Source organism: Calditrichota bacterium, from assembly GCA_014359355.1.
In the GTDB taxonomy this organism is placed as follows: Bacteria; Zhuqueibacterota; Zhuqueibacteria; order JANLFK01; family Oleimicrobiaceae; genus Oleimicrobium.
Map to the genome: position 1 here is coordinate 1 of JACIZP010000182.1, position 16,416 is coordinate 16,416.

Below are 16,416 nucleotides of genomic sequence, written 5' to 3' on the forward strand. Positions count from 1 at the left end.
ACGTCGTTTGGCGGTCAGCGCGAGATCGTCTGCGTACTGCAGCTCACCCATTCGGGGCGCTACTCCAAGCCCACCGGAAAGCCTGCGCCAATCATCGCTCACCACAGCAAGGTGCTCGATCCTTTGCATCAACTGCCGCCCGACTACCCTCTGATCAGCGACGCCGAGCTGGACAGACTGCAGGAGATGTACGTCAGCGCGGCCAAGTTGGCTGCCCAGGCCGGTTTCGATGGCGTGGACATCAAGGCCTGCCACCGTTATCTCGTCTCTGAGCTGTTGGCCTCATTTACCAGAGAGAACAGCAAATATGGGGGTTCCTTCGAAAATCGGACGAGGTTTCTGCGGGAGGTGGTCCACAAGATCACCGAGCAGGTGCCGGGCGTGTTCGTGACTACTCGGCTCAACGTCTATGACGCCATTGAGTACCCGTACGGTTTTGGGGTTTCCAGAAAAGACCACAAGGTACCAGACCTCCGAGAGCCGATCAGGCTTGTGGGCATGCTGAAGGGACTCGGCATGCCGGTTCTGAACTTGTCCATCGGTAATCCTTACTACAACCCGCATTACGGGCGGCCTTTCGACTTTCCTATTAAGGGCGGCTATATCCCCGATGTGCACCCGTTGGAGGGGATCGATCTTTTCTTGCGTATCACCCGCGACATTCAGCGGGCGCATCCGGACCTCCCCGTGGTAGGCTCGGGATACTCGTGGCTGCGGTTCTTCTTGCCGAATGTGGCTGCAGGAGTGGTACGACAGGGCTGGGCAACGCTGATCGGGCTCGGACGAGGGGCCTTGGCCTACCCGGATTTCGTGCGGGACCTGGAAAACGTGGGCGCCATGGACCCGTACAAGTGCTGCATTTCGTGCTCGGCGTGCACGCAGATCATGCGGGACGGCCTAAGCACCGGGTGCGTGATCCACGACAAGGAGATCTACAGTGTCAACTATCGACTGGGGCGCCGCCTGGCAATGGATCGACTCAAGGAGGAGGCCGAGCGTTGCCGGAACTGCGCCACACCGTTCTGTCAACGCGCCTGTCCCGCGCAGATCGATGTGCCGGGGTTCATCAAGGCCTTCGCCGAGGGTGATATCGAGCGTGGGTACAAAATAATGACCGAGCGCAACCTCTTGCCCGAGATGTGCGCCTACATCTGCCCCACTGAGGTGCTCTGCGAGGGAGCTTGTGTCGAGAAGATTCTCACCGACAACGCCGTGGCGATTCGCGACATGCAGCTTCTCTTGGCCAAAGAAGCGCGGGAACGCGGACTGGTGCGGCAGATGGTGCCCGCGCAGCCGTCGGGGAAGAAGGTGGCTGTGGTTGGTGCCGGGCCAGCGGGACTGACTTGTGCCATCGCCTTGGTGCGCAAAGGACACCAGGTCGAGGTGCGCGAAGCGGCGGCGCGGCCGGGGGGCGTGGTGCGCCATCTCATCCCAGCCTACCGCATCCCCTACGAAAAGGCCGACCAAGAGGTCGAAACCTTGCTGAAGCATCTCCCTGCGGACCGCCTGCACGTCCGGTATCAGTCACCTTTGACGGCTGAGCACAATTTGGAGGAACTTCTGCGGAGTTTCGACGCCGTGTTTCTGGCCATGGGATTGTCGGAGGGCAAGACGCTGGCGCCACTGCCTTACGAAAACCTGGTCAGTGCCATCGACTTCCTGGCCGAGGCCAAACGGGCAGGCCGCGTGTCGGTCCCCCGCACCGTGGCGGTCGTGGGTGGTGGTAACACGGGGATGGACGCAGCCATTACGGCCAAGAAGAATGGTGCCCGCAACGTCTATGTCATGTGCTTCGAGTCGTTCCGCACGATGCCTGCCTGGCTTTCGGAAAAACAGTCGGCGCTCCTTGAGGACATCCACTTTTTGAACCTGTTCATGCCCAAGGGGTACACCGCCGAAGACGGCAGGGTGAGGGCGGTGCGACTGGCGCACGTGGAGCTGGCCGACCCTGATCCCCGTGGATTCTGTGCGCCGCGGGAGCTGCCTGGCACCGAGTTTGAGATCCAAGTGGACCTGGTCATCGAGGCCCTGGGGCAGAAGGCACCGGATAACCTGGCGCAGCTCTTGCCAGGAGTGAAGCTGAGCCCGCAGAATTTGGTGGTCATCGGCCCAGGGCATCACGCCACCAGCAGGCGCGGCGTGTTCGCGGGAGGGGACATAGTGAACGGTGGGACCACGGCGGTGCAGGCGGTTGCAGATGGGCTAGCTGCCGCGGAAGAGATCGATGCATATTTGCGGGAGGAGTCGTCATGCGCCAAGTAGCCCTGATTACCGGAGGTGCGCGGGGCATCGGCCGCGGAATCGCCGAAGCGCTCGCCCGCATCGACTTCGACATTGTCGTTGACGACATCTGGGAAGCCAAGGACGTGGAGCACACCCTCCAGGCCCTGCAGAATATGGGAGCGGCGGTTCTCTACGTGCAGGCGGATATCTCCAAGGCAGAAGACCGCACGCGCTTGGTCGAAGCTTGCCGCGCGCGCTTTGGCAGGCTGGACCTCTTGGTGAACAACGCCGGTGTCGCCCCGGCCCAGCGTATGGACATTCTCGAGGCCACCGAGGAGAGCTTTGACCGGGTGTTGTCCATTAACCTCAAAGGTCCCTATTTTCTGACCCAGGCGGTGGCGAAGTGGATGATCGAGCAGAAGCAACAGGACGCGGCGCGCAGCCCCAAGATTGTCAACATCTCCTCCATTTCTGCTTACACCTCGTCGCCTTCCCGCGGAGAGTATTGCATCTCCAAAGCAGGGGTCTCCATGATGACCATCCTGTTTGCGGACCGTCTGGCGCAGTACGGGATCAATGTCTACGAGATTCGGCCGGGCATCATTGCCACCGATATGACCAAGGCGGTGAAAGAGAAATATGACGCCCTCATTGCCCAGGGACTGACCCCCATCGCCCGGTGGGGGTTTCCGGAGGACATCGGCAAGGCGGTTGCCGCCATCGCCTCGGGCGCCTTCCCCTTTTCGACTGGGGAAGTGATCAACGTGGACGGCGGTTTTCACCTGCGCAGGCTGTGAAGCTCAAGGTAACCTGCTGGGAGGTGTGGTTGCCATGCGAAAGTCAGAAGTTGAGATTGGCGGCGTGCGTTTTCCTGTCTATTGCTGCAACACGTTGGTGATTGGCAGCGGCGCTGCCGGCCTGAACGCGGCAGTGACCTTGGTCGACAAGGGGCAAACGGACGTACTCATCGTGACCGACCGCTGGGGAGGGGGCACCTCGAACAACACCGGTTCGGACAAGCAGACCTACTACAAACTTTCCCTTTCCGGCGAGCTGCCCGATTGTGCCCTGGACATGGCGCGCGACCTCTGCCAAGGCGGATCCATGCACGGTGACATAGCCCTGTGCGAGGCTCAGAATTCCCTCCAGGCGTTTTTCCACCTGGTGAGTCTGGGCGTGCCTTTCCCGCACGACCGCTACGGGGCCTTTGTGGGATACAAGACCGACCACGATCCCCGCCAGCGCGCCACTTCGGCCGGGCCGCTCACCTCGCAGCTCATGTTCCAGGCTTTAGCTCGCGACGTGCAGAAGAAGGGCATTCCTGTGCTGGACCGCCACCAGGTGATTGCCCTCTTGACCAAGGGCGCGGGTGCCGACAAGCAGGTGATCGGCGCAATTGCCCTGGACCTGGACAGTCTGGAAACCGAGCGCTTGGGTTTCGTGCTGTTCAACGCGGTGAATATAGTCCTGGCCACGGGTGGGCCGGCGGGCATTTATCGGGCCTCGGTGTATCCCGAAAGCCAGCTCGGCTCCACGGGCATGGCCCTGGAGATCGGCGCGATCGCGCAGAACCTCACCGAATGGCAATACGGCCTGGCCTCAATCGGCTTCCGCTGGAACGTCTCGGGGACCTATCAACAAGTGATACCTCGGTACATTTCCACAGCGCAGGACGGCAGCGACGAACAAGAGTTCCTGAACCGGTACTTCCCCAGCATGGGGGCGCTCGCCACCGCCATCTTTCTGAAAGGGTACCAGTGGCCGTTCGATCCGCGCAAAGTGCGCGGTTATGGCTCCTCGCTGATCGACATCCTTGTCTACCAGGAAACGGTGCGCAAGGGCAGAAGAGTCTTCATGGACTTTACGCGGAACCCCAGTGGGGCGGGACTGCTGGAAGATTTTCGCTTCGACTGTCTGGCTGAGGAGGCGCGCGGCTACTTGGAACGCTCCGGGGCCCTGCTGGACACGCCCATTCAGCGCCTTGCCAAGATGAACCAGCCGGCCATCGATCTGTACAAGTCCCATGGCATCGACATTACTAAAGAGCCCCTGGAGATCGCCGTGTGCGCGCAGCACAACAACGGCGGGTTGCAGGGGAACATCTGGTGGGAGTCCAACGTCAGGCACCTGTTCCCTGTGGGTGAGGTGAACGGCAGTCATGGCGTTTATCGGCCTGGGGGTTCGGCGCTCAATGCCGGGCAGGTGGGGAGTCTGCGCGCAGCGACCTTCATTGCCAAGCGCTATGCGGAGGAGCCGCCCGCGGACGGGTGGTTCGCAAAAGATGCAAGCGCGCAAGTGCTGGCGAAGTTGGAATGCGCCAAGCGCATGCTCGTCGACCACAACAGAGACGCCGGCTTGCGACACACGGCGCGCAAGGAGCTGCAGGAGCGAATGTCTTCCTACGGGGCCCATATCCGGAGCAGCGACGGGGTCACCAAGGCGGCTGCCGAGGCGTGGGAACAGCTGGAACGGCTGCGCACGAGGTTGGGGGTGGCAAGTCCGCGCGAGCTGCCTGAGGCGTTTCGCGACCTCGACTTGTGTCTCACCCACGCCGTGTACCTTGAGGCTATGAAGGAATACCTGGCCAAAGGGGGACGCAGCCGTGGTTCCTATCTTGTGCTCGACCCCGTCGGCGAACCGCCGTGTGCTGAGCTGGCGGAAGAGTGGCGGTTCACGCTGAACGAGCAGGGGGCGTTCGTCAATGAACACATCCTCGAAGTGCAATTGGACGAGGCTGGCGAACTGCACACGCGTTGGGTCCCGGTACGCCCAATTCCCCGAGAAGATAGCTGGTTCGAAAACGTGTGGTACGAGTTCCGGCGGGACAACATTGTTCGTTGACGGGCTGTGCCCCAGCAGTCACTGCAGGAGAGACCATCATGCACAAGTCACAGCAAGTATTCCAGCGGCTCAAGCAGCACCGCCTCATCGCCCTCCTGACCGCGCGGTCTGCTGCCGAGTGCGTGACAGCGTTTGAGACACTGGACCCCCTGGGCGTGGTGCTCGAAGTCGCCTTTCGTTCGGCTGCAGCCCTCGATGGACTGCGCGCCGTGCTGGAGAAGCATCCTGATGCCCTGGTCCTGGCTGGCACGGTAATGACCCCGCGCCAGGCTGAACAGGCCATTGAGCTGGGTGTCGCCGGTGTCGTCTCAGCCGATTATGTGCCGGCAGTGGTGCAGGCCTGCGTAGAGCGCGACGTCATGGTAGTGCCCGGTGGCCTAGGCGACGTGGGGAAGCAGCTGGCTCAGAAGGCTGAGCTCTACGGTTGCGAGTTCGACCAGCTCAAGAGCCTGTATCCGTACCAGTGGGTCTACAAGCTCTTCCCGGCGGTGGCAGGAAACACGCTGTACGTGGAGCTGGCCAAAGCCTGGAAAGGGCCGTTCAGTGGCCTGACCGTGGTCTACACCGGCGGCGTGAGTTTCCAGAATCTGCCCAAGATTGCCGCCCTTGACCCTGACGGCATCTTCTGTGGCTCGGCTCTGACAAAGGACATCGCCACTCCTTCGGTCATGCAGGAAGAGGCCAAACGCTGGCAGGCCATAGTGCGAGAGACCTGCAAAGTTTGACTTCGCGCTCTCGCAAGGCGTGTTAATTGGGGCGGCTGAGAGGCGCGTTTCCACACACCGTGCGGAAGACGCGCACGAAGTTGCCCCCGAGGATCTTCTGCAGGTCGGCCATCGTGTAGCCGCGGCGCAGGAGGGTCCACGTCAGGTTAGGCAGGCGAGAGCAGTCCTCCAAGCCCTGCGGCGTGCGGCCGATCCCGTCAAAGTCCGAGCCGAGGGCTACGTGATCGACCCCTGCAAGCCTGGCGATGTAGTCGATGTGGTTTGCCACGGTGTTCACATCGGCGGGTTGCCCCGTTCGGACCAGAAAAGTGGGGTAGAAAATAACCCCGATGACTCCTCCCGAGGCCGCGATGGCGAGAATCTGCTCGTCTCGGAGGTTGCGCACGTGGTCACGGAGCGCCCGTGCTCCTGAGTGGCTCGCAATGATCGGACGGCGGCTCACCGCCAAGATGTCCCGCACCGTCAGCTCGCCCGCGTGCGAGACGTCGATGATCATCCCCAGCGAATCCATTAGCGAGATGACCTGCTTGCCGAAAGGGGAGAGGCCGACGTAGCTCGAGCGTGGATCAGACGCCGAAACGGCCCAGTCAGTGCTGTTGTTCCAGGTTATGGTCAGGCACCGGACGCCAGACTCATAGAGCGCGCGCAACTTGGCCAGCGAATTCTCGATGACGTGCCCGCCTTCCACGGCCAACATCCCTGCGATTCGTCCACTCCCCAGGATTTCCTCCAACTCCGTCCAGGTGGTGACCTGTCCGATGTGGATTGCGTTGCTGGCAACCTCCTGACGCCAGAGCACGATGTATTCCATCGCCCTCGCGAACGGATTGCCCGGATATCGTTCGGGGTCAATCCAGACGGCAAAGACTTGTAGGTCTACGCCACCCTGCAAAAGGCGCGGGATGTCTGTGTGGTTGTAACTGTGAAGGTCGCCCAGGTGGTAAGGTCCTTCTTCCGCCATCTTGGAGAGAATGTCATTGTGCAGGTCCGCCACCACGGCGTGCGCGTGCACAGTCTCAAGATGGGTGATCAGCGGAGCGCCGGTGGGCGCATCCAGGACCAGGGTATCAGGCACGTAGGCGAACTTGCTGAACGTCAGCACTATCTGGTTGTTGCTGAGCTTGGCGAAGCCCCCAGGCACGTTCCCTCTGGGTGCACTGCAGGCCACCAATCCTCTCCCGTGCCCCGGGTGGAGTTGCACCACTTTCTGGGTTATCACTCGGCCTTCGGCCTGGAGGCGAAGTACGTAGACACCCGCACTGCCATGTGCTTCCCAGGCGATGGCGTTCCTTCCGGAGGGGAGAGTGAGTACACGTTCCTCAACCAGGCGTCCCAACATATCGTAGATGCTGACGCGCACCGGGCCTGGATCAGGAAGGGAAAGGGTTAGCCGTGTGCTGCCGCTGAAGGGGTTGGGGTAGAAAGGCGAGACGGAGAAGTCGCCCGGCGGGCCAGTTTGCCCTTCGACCTGGCTGGGTGTCAATGTGTAGCGCCACCTGCCTTCGGCATCGGTCTGGGTTGAGTCGCGCAGCCCACTTGGCTGGTATCGAATGGTCACCTGCACGCTGTCGACCGGCTCGCCCGTGGTGCGGTCGAGAACTACCCCCTCTAAGGCTTGGGCAGTCACCAGCGTGCGCCCGGCGAGCAGCCAGACCAGGATCATTGTGCCTCTGCAGGTGTGTTTCATGAGCATAGCGGCCTCCGTTTTTCCGGAAGCTTACAAAAGGAGGACCAGAAACGCAAGCGCTTTCTGCTTTCGTGTCGAGGCAGCGCCATCACTGGCCCCATTGCGGTACTGTGCCCCGGGCTGCTGAGGCTGTACTGGGGGTGCGGCGAGGCGTGCTGGTAGCAGAAGTCTCCTTGACTTTTTCTGCAAAATTCACTATAATTCCGAGCGGGTTGCTCCAAAGAGGAGGAACGGCCAACGGAGGAGGAAGGCCCATGAGAACGGGAAGAGCTGCCGTTGTGCTACTCTGTCTATGGCTGCTTCTTGGATGCAGTCGTCGCCAGCAGGCCTCCGGACGGGTGACGATTGCCGTCATTCCCAAGGGGACGACCCACGTCTTCTGGCAATCCGTGCACGCCGGTGCGTTGAAGGCGGCTGCGGAGCTCGGCGTGGACGTCGATTGGGTGGGGCCGGAGAAAGAGGACGAGCGCCAACAGCAGATTGCTCTGGTTGACAACCAGGTGATGAAACGCGTCAGTGGCATTGTTCTCGCCCCCATGGATGCCCTGGCGCTGCGGAGGCCGGTCGAGAACGCGGCCCGCCGCGGGATCCCGGTGGTCATCATCGATTCGGACCTCAAGGGGCCTGCCGATTGCTATGTCAGCTTTGTGGCCACCGACAATCGCGAAGGCGGTCGCATAGCTGGGCGGGCGCTCGTGGAAGTGCTCGGGGGCAAGGGCAGGGTCATCCTCCTACGTTGCATGGAGGGCTCGGCCAGCACGGAAAACAGGGAAGAAGGGTTTCTGGAGATTGTCAAGCACTGCCCGGGCATCACCGTGGTGAGCGATGAACAACACGCGGGTGCCACCACTGCTCAGGCTCTGCAAGTGAGCGAGAACCTTCTCATGCGCTTCAAGGACCCGGCAGGGGAGTTGACGGTTGACGGCATCTTTTGCCCCAACGAATCGTCCACGTTTGGCATGCTCCAGGCCTTGCGCCGCCAGCGTTTGACCGGAAAGGTCCGCTTCATCGGCTTCGACTCCAGCCCGCCACTGGTGGAAGCCCTGCGCCAGGGAGAAATCGACGGGCTTGTCGTGCAGAACCCATTCCTCATGGGCTACCTCGGGGTCACGTCCCTATATCAGCACCTGCAAGGCCAGGCGGTGCAGAAGGTGGTCGACACGGGCGTGATGTTGGTGACGAAAGCCAACATCGATGAGCCGCACGTGCAGCAGCTGATCAACCCCGACTTGGAACGATGGCTGGGCAAATGACAGGCACGTCTCGCCTGGTGATGCAAGGCATTGCCAAGCGCTTTGGCGCCACCGTTGCTCTGGCGGGCGTCGATTTCGACGTGCAGGCCGGGGAGATCCATGCGCTGGTCGGCGAGAACGGCGCCGGCAAGAGCACGCTGATGAAGATCCTGGCAGGGGCCCTCTCGCCCGACGCGGGCTCCATGCAATTGGATGGGTCGCCCTATCGGCCTCGCAACCCCCACGAGGCGCGACGTGCAGGAATTGCCATGATTTACCAGGAGCTGGCCTTGGCCCCCCACCTGACCGTCGAAGAGAACATCGTCTTAGGAGCCGAGCCTACGCGCCGTGGCCTGTTGCGCCGCAATGAAATGCGCAGGATCGCCGTGCAAGCGCTCAGCCATTTTGGCGGGCAGAGCATTCCGCCAGATGTGCCGGTGAGTCGTCTGACGGTCAATGCCAAGCAGCTGGTGGAGATTGCTCGCGCCTTAGCCGTCGGTTGCAAGGTGCTCATCCTGGACGAACCGACAAGCAGCCTCTCCCGAGACGAGACCGACCGCCTCTTTGCCATTCTGCGAAGCCTGAAGGAACGAGGGCTTTCCATCGTCTACATCTCTCACTTCCTGGAGGAGGTGCAGCAGATAGCCGACCGACTCACCGTACTCAGAGACGGGATGGCTGTGGGCACCTACCCGCTTTCGGCGGTTACCACCGAGCAGATTGTGCGGATGATGGTGGGGCGCGAAGTGGATGAGCTCTACCCCCACTCTCCTCGCACACGGGGGGAGCTCGTGCTTGAGGTTCGCGCTCTGAGCGGTCGCCAAAAGCCAATCCACGCATCGTTCGAGCTTTACCGAGGTGAAGTGGTAGGGATCGCCGGCCTGATAGGTGCAGGAAGGACTGAGCTGCTTCGGGTGATCTTCGGGCTGGATCCGGTGCGGTCCGGAGAGGTGCGCGTGGGAGTGTATTGTGGGCCTGCTTCGCCAGTGGAGCGCTGGGCCCAGGGAGTCGGTTTTTTGAGCGAGGATCGGAAGGAAGAAGGCCTCGTTCCCCATTTCGGCGTTGCCGAAAATTTGCTTCTGAGCAAGTTGGGGCAATCGCGAGCACTGAGCGTGACGACGCCGCGCGCACGCCGCATGCAAGCCGAGGCCATCATCCGCACGCTGGGGATCCGTTGCAACAGCCCAGACCAGAGGGTTGTACACCTTTCCGGCGGCAACCAGCAAAAGGTGGCTCTGGGGCGACTGCTGGCCCACGACGTGGACGTCCTGCTCTTGGATGAGCCAACCAAGGGAGTCGATGTCGCCGCCAAAGCGACGATCTACCAAATCATCGATGGCTTAGCCACCGGGCGTCTGAGTCCTGACGGGCGACCCAAGGCGGTCTTACTAGTAAGCAGCTATCTTCCGGAGCTCATGGGAATTTGCGACCGTATCGCCGTTATGCATCGCGGGCGACTCGGTCCCGCGCTGGCGGTGGAGGAACTCGACGAGCACAGGCTCATGCACGCGGCAACAGTGAATGAGGCAACGACATGACGAGCATGACAACCGAGGCTCTGCAACCGCGCGCGGGCGTGCACGCCCGGTCCGGCTCGTTGCTCAGCAGCCTGGGCCCATTTCTTGGGCTGCTTTTTGTGTTCGGCCTGTTCGCCGCGCTAAACCCCAGGATCGCAACCTTAGCGGCGCTGGAGACTATTGTGCAACAGACCGTCATCGTCGGAGTGGCTGCCATCGGCATGACCATGGTGATCGTGTCCGGTGGCATTGACCTCTCGGCCGGCTCGATTATCTCGCTTGGCTCGGTGGTGGTGGCGCTGCTCATGGTCTCGGGAGGTGTGAGCCCATTCCTTGCCGCCCTTGGCGGCGTGTTGGCAGGGATGCTCTGCGGTGCGGTCAACGGCCTGGTCATCACGCGTCTGCGCGTCGTCCCTTTCATTGTCACCCTGGGAACGTTGCTTATTGTGCGGGGGCTCGCCAAAGGGCTCGCGCACAGCATGCCTATCAACGTGGAGCAGACCTGGCTAAGTGAGCTGCTCGCTGTCCTGCCGCCTGAGAGGAAGTGGATGTTGGTGCCCCCTGGGGCGTGGCTCATGGTGGGACTGGCAGTGCTCGTGGCGTGCTTTCTCCGCTACACCCCATTGGGGCGTCGCATTTTTGCCGTGGGTTCCAATGAGCAAGCGGCGCGCCTCTGTGGCGTCGCAGTGGAGAGGGTCAAGACGTTCGTGTACGTGGCAACCGGCGCGTTTTCCGGGTTAGCAGGGGTGATGCTCATGTCCTACCAGGAGCAGGGGGATCCGACTGCCGCGGTTGGGCTCGAGCTCGATGTGATCGCCGCCGTGGTCATTGGCGGGGGCAGCCTCTCTGGCGGTGAGGGGTCGATTCTCGGCACTTTAGTGGGGGCAGTGATTATGACCGTCATCCGCACCGGCTGCCACCTCAACGGATGGCCCACATGGCTGACGCAGGTGGTGACCGGTATCGTGATCGTCGCAGCCGTGGCAGTGGACCGGCTGCGGCACAGGCGATAGTCTCCTACAGTGGCCGACGATGTGCGGGCGCGGCCCGGACTTCGTTCAAGGTGACGATGAGTGACGATGCAGAGCGAAAGGAGGGTTTGTCCATGGCCTACACGTACTCCGAATTGAAACACAAGACGGTGGCAGAGCTGAGAGAGATCGCAAAGACGCTTGAGCACGAGGCAGTGCAGGGTTACACGCAGATGAACAAGGAGCACCTGCTGGTGGCCCTATGCAAGGCGCTCAACATCGACATGCACGAGCACCGAGTTGCGGCCATACCCGAGAAGACGACCCTCAAGATGAAGATTCGCGCGCTCAAGCGGCAACGGGATGAGGCAATCAAAGCGCACAAGCACAAAGAGCTGCAGCAGATCCGGCGGCAGATCAAGAGGTTGAAGAACCGCCTGCGCCGCGCTGCGGCGATGGGCTAATCCCGCGTCGAGGCCTACGCGGGCATTGCGCGGCCTCTTCACCGCAAAGAGGGGGCTAAAGTTCAGCCTGCGCGAGCCATCCTGGGTGCGCGGCCGAAGGCAAACAGGGGTTCATTTGTCTCCCCACGTGGGAGAGGAGGTGTGCCATGTCAACTGTGCGATTGACTGCCGCACTGTCTGTGGTGGTGGCAAGCCTGGCTTCCGCCGGGACGTGCCTCAAACCGGGGGTGTCATCTTCTCAGACAAGCCAGCATGCGGTGCAGTTGGACGCCAACGACGTGTGTACATGGGTCCTCAACAATGGGGCGCTGGGGCGACACCCTCTCACCGGGAACGCCGGCTACGAGTACCCAGCCGGAAGCGGGAAGACAGTGGTGTACGTTTCAGGCTTGTGGATTTCCGGGGTAGTCAACGGCGAGGTGCGAACCGCATGCGCCGACTACAATGTTGAGTTTCAGCCAGGGCGGATCCTGCCCGAAGGCCTTCCTGATAACCCTGAACTGCCTGTCTATCGCATCTACAAGATAAGGCCTGGAGATTCCGCAGATCCCACCAGTCCCCGCTACAACCCGGACTACGCCGAATGGCCGGCTGCCCACGGTGCTCCCACCAAGCCGGATGGCTCCCCACTGATTCTGGGGGATATGACGCTGTGGTACGTCATGAACGACGGCAACCAGAATCTCCACAACCTCGTTTATCACACGAAGCCGTTGAATGTGGAGGTGCAGGTGCTGGCTTGGGCTTTCTCCCGCCCCGGGCAGCTCCTGAACTCCACGATCTTTGTTGAGTACACCATCATCAACAAAGGTTCCCAGCCCATAGATGACGCGTACGTGGGCATCTTCGCAGACCCGGATGTGGGCAATTCCAACGATGACGGATCAGCATGCGATACCACGCTCGACCTGACCTATGCCTACAACAGAGCCTTCACCGATGCAGTGTACGGCCTCAGAGTACCGGCGTGGGGAGTCATGCTCCTGCAGGGACCTATTGTGCCTGCTGCAGGGCAAACGGCCTACCAGTTCCGGCGCGGGCTGATCCACGACGCACGGAACCTTCGGGTGTGCACCAACATGGCATACTACTGTTCACACCCCGTCTATCACCAACCGCCCTACAGCCGGCAAGGCAGTAACCACCTTCATTACAACATGGAGGGCCTGGACCTTGCTGGCGCGCCGATCGTCGATCCCACTACTGGTCAGGTGACAACTTTCATGAACTCGGGCGATCCAATTGCCCGCACCGGCTGGCTGGATGACCTTCTCACACCGCCCTGCGATGTCTATTTCATGCAGGCCACGGGGCCCTTTTCGCTGGCGCCTCTCGACACGCAGCGAGTGGTGTATGCGTACTCTGTCGGCACCGGGCCTGACCCCCTCAGTAGCATCTTGACGTTGAAGAGCGAGGCGTGCTTCGCGCGCGCCGCGTTTCTCTCCGGCTTCTCGGTGGATGTGACCGACGTTCTGCTCTGGACTCTCAGCGGGTACGATGGGAAGGTGGGCTTTGAGGTCAAAGTGGTCAGCGAAACTGGCGTGAGCGCGGTCCATGCCGATTTCGTAGACTACAGCGATTCACTGCTGCACCGGCTTCCGCTGTACGACGACGGCCTGCATGAAGACGGCGCGCCCAACGACAGCGTGTATGCGAATACCTGGAGCGCTCCGCCTAAGGATGTCGGTATGCACGTCGACCTGCGCGTCGTGGACGGGCAAGGTCGCGAGCACGTGTTCGCCCACTTGTTCGGGAGCATCAGTTTCACGGAGCGATGGCGGGTGTTGCCTCCTCGCATAATCGGCGACCACGTCAACAACGATGGCATTCCTAATCCTGGCGAAGTAGTAAGGTTCCAGGTTCCCGTGGTCAACCTCTTCGGAGAAAAGGTACGTGCCCTCAATGTGGTGGCGTCGACCTGCGACCCTGCAGTTGACTTCCAACTCCAGGGGCTGCGGTTCATGGATGTTGCTCCCCGGGACACGGTGGGAGCAGGTACGGAATACTTCTTGATGAGCGTGAAACCTGGTGTCGCAGAGTCCAAGCGTGTGGACTTTTGGCTGCGACTTTTTGATAGCGGCTATCGCGCGGTCTCAAGCTGCTTTTCTCTCACGATCGAGCCGTACGCCTATGTGCCCAATGAGCTGACAGTCTATGAGCTCCCTCGCGTGAGCGATGCTTTCTTCAGGGTGCGCGTCGTCGACCCAGGTCGCCTCACTGGCCATGCCTACGTCATCACGGTCTGTGACTCCATAAACGAGAAGAAGGAGCGGGGCTTCGACCTCTGGGACCAGACGGCGGGGCGCCTCCTCTTGGCTAGGCACCCCCTGCCTGATGAGTATGCGTTCAACATCCCGGTGACGGACGGGTTTAAGGTGGTTGAGGCCTATCTTCCCAAAGGCGAATTGCGCGAGGTAAGCTACCGCGATGTGCCCGGCGGGGCGCCTGCAGGGTTGGCAGGCGTCAATCGTGGTTGGGGATTCTTCGGCGGCGGTGTGCGTCTTGGTGGCGCGCCGACCGACGCCTTCTACGAGGTCGAGGTGGAATTCGTCAACGCCATTGACAGTTCTGGGGTGATTGGGGCTCCTAATGGGCAGCTTGCCTGGCGCTACCTGCCTAGCAGTGGGGCGCTGGGCAGTGGACCGTACCGCTGTCCATTCCTGGTGTGGAAGGTCGTTGCCGGCCAGAGGACTGGGCTGCTCAACGCCTGCTTCCAGGAGTTAGCGGTGGGGCCGACCAGTGATCTTGTTTGGGCACCGGATGCCTCTTCCACGGGCGGGATGGAATTGCTCTACATCATGGCTACCGACTATGATTCGTTGGGGGCACTCTACCTCGGGAAGCCGCTGCCGCGGAGCGAAGTGCTCTACGATGCATGCCTGCGCCTTGCCTCCCCGGATGCGCGCGTTGATGTCGGGGACCTCATCGTCTTCGATTGGGAATACCCGGCGCGCGCGGGTGCGCAGTTCCCCTTTGTGCCAACTGGAGTGGAGGGGCAGCAGCCGGCTGTGGCGACCGACTTCAGGCTTTGCCAGAACTACCCCAACCCCTTCAACTCCGGCACCACCATCCGCTTCTCCTTGCAGAGATCGGGCCCCGTCACCTTGCGGATCTGGAACGCTGCCGGTAGGCAGGTGGCAGAGCTTTGCGCCGACTGGCGGTCGGCCGGCGACCACAAGATCACCTGGGACGGACGTGACAGTCGTGGGAACCTGGTGAGTTCGGGCGTGTACTTTGCTCGCCTCACCGCAGGACAGGATGTGGCAACCATCAAGATGCTGCTTTTGCGCTGAGCTCCAGGCGCAGTGGCCACGCACATGGAAGGCGGTCGGCGAGTCTCACCGCTTTGCCCGGCGCCGGGTAGGAACCGTGGAGAGCTCGGGGACCAATCAGTGGCTGCGTGCTCTGCTCCTGGCATGGGTGCTCTGCCTGTGGTCGGCTGGGCTCATGCTTGCCGCGGGAAAAGTCGAGCTCACCGTGCTGAGCGGGGCGGTGTGCAATGCAAAGTCGCCTCTTCTCCTTGAGCAGGAGGGGTGGCCCGATTTGCACCTCAAGGCCTGCTTTCGGTCGAGACCACTGTCTTTTCCGCTCTACTACGCCCTCCGCGTGGCACGAGGTGCAAGCCGTCGCCTGGAGGTGGAGTTAGTGCACGACAAGCTCTACCTCGAGAACCCGCCGGCGGAGGTGCAGTCCTTTGCGGTCACGCACGGCTTTAACTTGCTCTTCGTCAACCTTGCTTGGCAAAAGGGAAGTTGGGCGCTGCGCGCCGGGGGAGGGCCTGTCCTTGCCCATCCCGAAACCGTAGTGCGGGGGCAACGGCACCCTGAGAGCGGGGGGATCTTCGGCGGTGGCTACCACGTCTCCGGACCTGCGATCCAAGTGGCCTTGGGAAGGTGTTGCCACATCTGGCGACAGCTCTCCCTGCTTGGCGAAGCAAAGCTCACGGTGGCGAGGGCTCGCTTTCCCATTGCTGGCGGGCACGCCACCGTGACCAACCCGGCCGTGCACCTACTCCTGGGCCTGAGCGTGGGCCCTTCCCACGCAAGAACAGGAGGCGCAGGAGTCCGTGATAAGGTGCGTGCTTTCTGAAAGCCAGCGGTTCCCCTCCTGCAAGCGCCCGCGGCCAAAAGCGTGCGAGGGGCGACAGGGGCAGTCTGCTGGGTTGAAGTGCGGTGCACCGATCCAGGGTCGCTTGCGCGCAGGCGGGGCTGAGCTTGCCTTTGCAGCGGATGACCGCCAGTTTGGCCTGGGACCGAATGTGCCCGCAAGCTTATTCCTGCGCCCGCCAACTGTTTCTGCCGGCTCTGACCTGCTGGGCGCATCCTTCTCAAGGTCGCAAGCCAACTATTCACAGTCTGCGTCCGGCGCCCGCAATAGCTCCCTGCGCTGCGCAGTGGTCACCCTGTCCTGTTGAGAAACGCAGACAAACCTCTTGTTTTTTTCATGACCAGTGCGTAAATTGGCCCGAGCCGGCAGAAGACCTGCCATTGAAGCACGGATGAGGGTCTGGCGTTCACCGGATGTTGCCCTGCGAACAACGATTCGGCTCTTGCCAGAAGCTGCTCTGTCGGTTGGTGAGGGGGTCTCGCTGGCAGACTCTCCACGTTTCTCCGGTGATGGTGCCGAAGTGAGGAGAGCTCTGTTTACGAGAATGGTGAACCCATGGAGAAAGGGATCCCCATGCGGCCGAAAATCTTCTGGTGTGCAACGCTCTCGCTGGCTTTCTTCGCGTGCGACAACAAAGAGGTGGAGAGGC

The 16,416-nt window shown here is 61.6% G+C and carries 11 protein-coding genes; 10 read left to right on the forward strand and 1 reads right to left on the reverse strand.

The window, feature by feature from the left end; genetic code table 11:
* The 4 genes from H5U38_07830 to H5U38_07845 all read left to right on the forward strand — a co-directional run.
* The coding region (locus tag H5U38_07830) for an FAD-dependent oxidoreductase (protein ID MBC7186925.1) at positions 1-2,262 on the forward strand (2,262 nt) is incomplete at its 5' end.
* The gene (locus H5U38_07835; protein MBC7186926.1) at positions 2,250-3,020 is read left to right on the forward strand and encodes a 3-ketoacyl-ACP reductase; all 771 of its coding nucleotides are present in this window, start codon (positions 2,250-2,252) and stop codon (positions 3,018-3,020) included. The genes H5U38_07830 and H5U38_07835, both read left to right, overlap by 13 nt.
* A gap of 34 nt (positions 3,021-3,054) precedes the next feature.
* Positions 3,055-5,064: an FAD-binding protein gene (locus H5U38_07840; protein ID MBC7186927.1), complete on the forward strand. Its 2,010-nt coding sequence runs from the start codon at positions 3,055-3,057 to the stop codon at positions 5,062-5,064.
* Positions 5,065-5,102: 38 nt separating this feature from the next.
* Positions 5,103-5,789, forward strand: a complete 687-nt coding sequence (locus H5U38_07845) for a bifunctional 4-hydroxy-2-oxoglutarate aldolase/2-dehydro-3-deoxy-phosphogluconate aldolase (GenBank protein ID MBC7186928.1) — start codon at positions 5,103-5,105, stop codon at positions 5,787-5,789.
* Positions 5,790-5,811: 22 nt separating this feature from the next.
* Here the strand turns inward: H5U38_07845 and H5U38_07850 are convergent, their stop codons facing one another.
* A complete protein-coding gene (locus H5U38_07850; protein MBC7186929.1) occupies positions 5,812-7,482 on the reverse strand; it encodes a membrane dipeptidase in 1,671 nt (556 codons plus the stop codon).
* Positions 7,483-7,730: 248 nt separating this feature from the next.
* Here H5U38_07850 and H5U38_07855 point away from each other — a divergent pair, with 248 nt between their 5' ends.
* The 6 genes from H5U38_07855 to H5U38_07880 all read left to right on the forward strand — a co-directional run bounded on the left by H5U38_07855 (position 7,731) and on the right by H5U38_07880 (position 15,749).
* Entirely contained in the window at positions 7,731-8,729 is a 999-nt protein-coding gene (locus tag H5U38_07855) for a substrate-binding domain-containing protein (GenBank protein MBC7186930.1), read from the forward strand.
* Positions 8,714-10,246 (forward strand): sugar ABC transporter ATP-binding protein, encoded by a 1,533-nt coding sequence (locus H5U38_07860; protein MBC7186931.1) that lies wholly within the window; start codon positions 8,714-8,716, stop codon positions 10,244-10,246. Before H5U38_07855 ends, H5U38_07860 begins: the two co-directional genes overlap by 16 nt.
* 5 nt (positions 10,247-10,251) lie before the next feature.
* The gene (locus tag H5U38_07865) at positions 10,252-11,238 is read left to right on the forward strand and encodes an ABC transporter permease (GenBank protein MBC7186932.1); all 987 of its coding nucleotides are present in this window, start codon (positions 10,252-10,254) and stop codon (positions 11,236-11,238) included.
* Positions 11,239-11,330: 92 nt separating this feature from the next.
* Entirely contained in the window at positions 11,331-11,660 is a 330-nt protein-coding gene (locus H5U38_07870; protein ID MBC7186933.1) for a Rho termination factor N-terminal domain-containing protein, read from the forward strand.
* A gap of 146 nt (positions 11,661-11,806) precedes the next feature.
* Complete coding sequence (locus H5U38_07875; protein MBC7186934.1) at positions 11,807-14,953, forward strand: T9SS type A sorting domain-containing protein; 3,147 nt, start codon at positions 11,807-11,809, stop codon at positions 14,951-14,953.
* A 76-nt stretch (positions 14,954-15,029) separates the two neighbouring features.
* Positions 15,030-15,749 (forward strand): hypothetical protein, encoded by a 720-nt coding sequence (locus H5U38_07880; protein ID MBC7186935.1) that lies wholly within the window; start codon positions 15,030-15,032, stop codon positions 15,747-15,749.
* The last annotated feature ends 667 nt before the right edge of the window (positions 15,750-16,416 follow it).

Excerpts from the sequence above, each read along its gene's own strand:
- H5U38_07850 (MBC7186929.1), bottom strand. The coding sequence starts at position 7,482 with ATGCTCATGAAACACACCTGCAGAGGCACAATGATCCTGGTCTGGCTG.
- H5U38_07840 (MBC7186927.1), top strand. The coding sequence starts at position 3,055 with ATGCGAAAGTCAGAAGTTGAGATTGGCGGCGTGCGTTTTCCTGTCTAT.
- H5U38_07835 (MBC7186926.1), top strand. The coding sequence starts at position 2,250 with ATGCGCCAAGTAGCCCTGATTACCGGAGGTGCGCGGGGCATCGGCCGC.
- H5U38_07855 (MBC7186930.1), top strand. The coding sequence starts at position 7,731 with ATGAGAACGGGAAGAGCTGCCGTTGTGCTACTCTGTCTATGGCTGCTT.
- H5U38_07865 (MBC7186932.1), top strand. The coding sequence starts at position 10,252 with ATGACAACCGAGGCTCTGCAACCGCGCGCGGGCGTGCACGCCCGGTCC.
- H5U38_07860 (MBC7186931.1), top strand. The coding sequence starts at position 8,714 with ATGGCTGGGCAAATGACAGGCACGTCTCGCCTGGTGATGCAAGGCATT.
- H5U38_07845 (MBC7186928.1), top strand. The coding sequence starts at position 5,103 with ATGCACAAGTCACAGCAAGTATTCCAGCGGCTCAAGCAGCACCGCCTC.
- H5U38_07875 (MBC7186934.1), top strand. The coding sequence starts at position 11,807 with ATGTCAACTGTGCGATTGACTGCCGCACTGTCTGTGGTGGTGGCAAGC.
- H5U38_07870 (MBC7186933.1), top strand. The coding sequence starts at position 11,331 with ATGGCCTACACGTACTCCGAATTGAAACACAAGACGGTGGCAGAGCTG.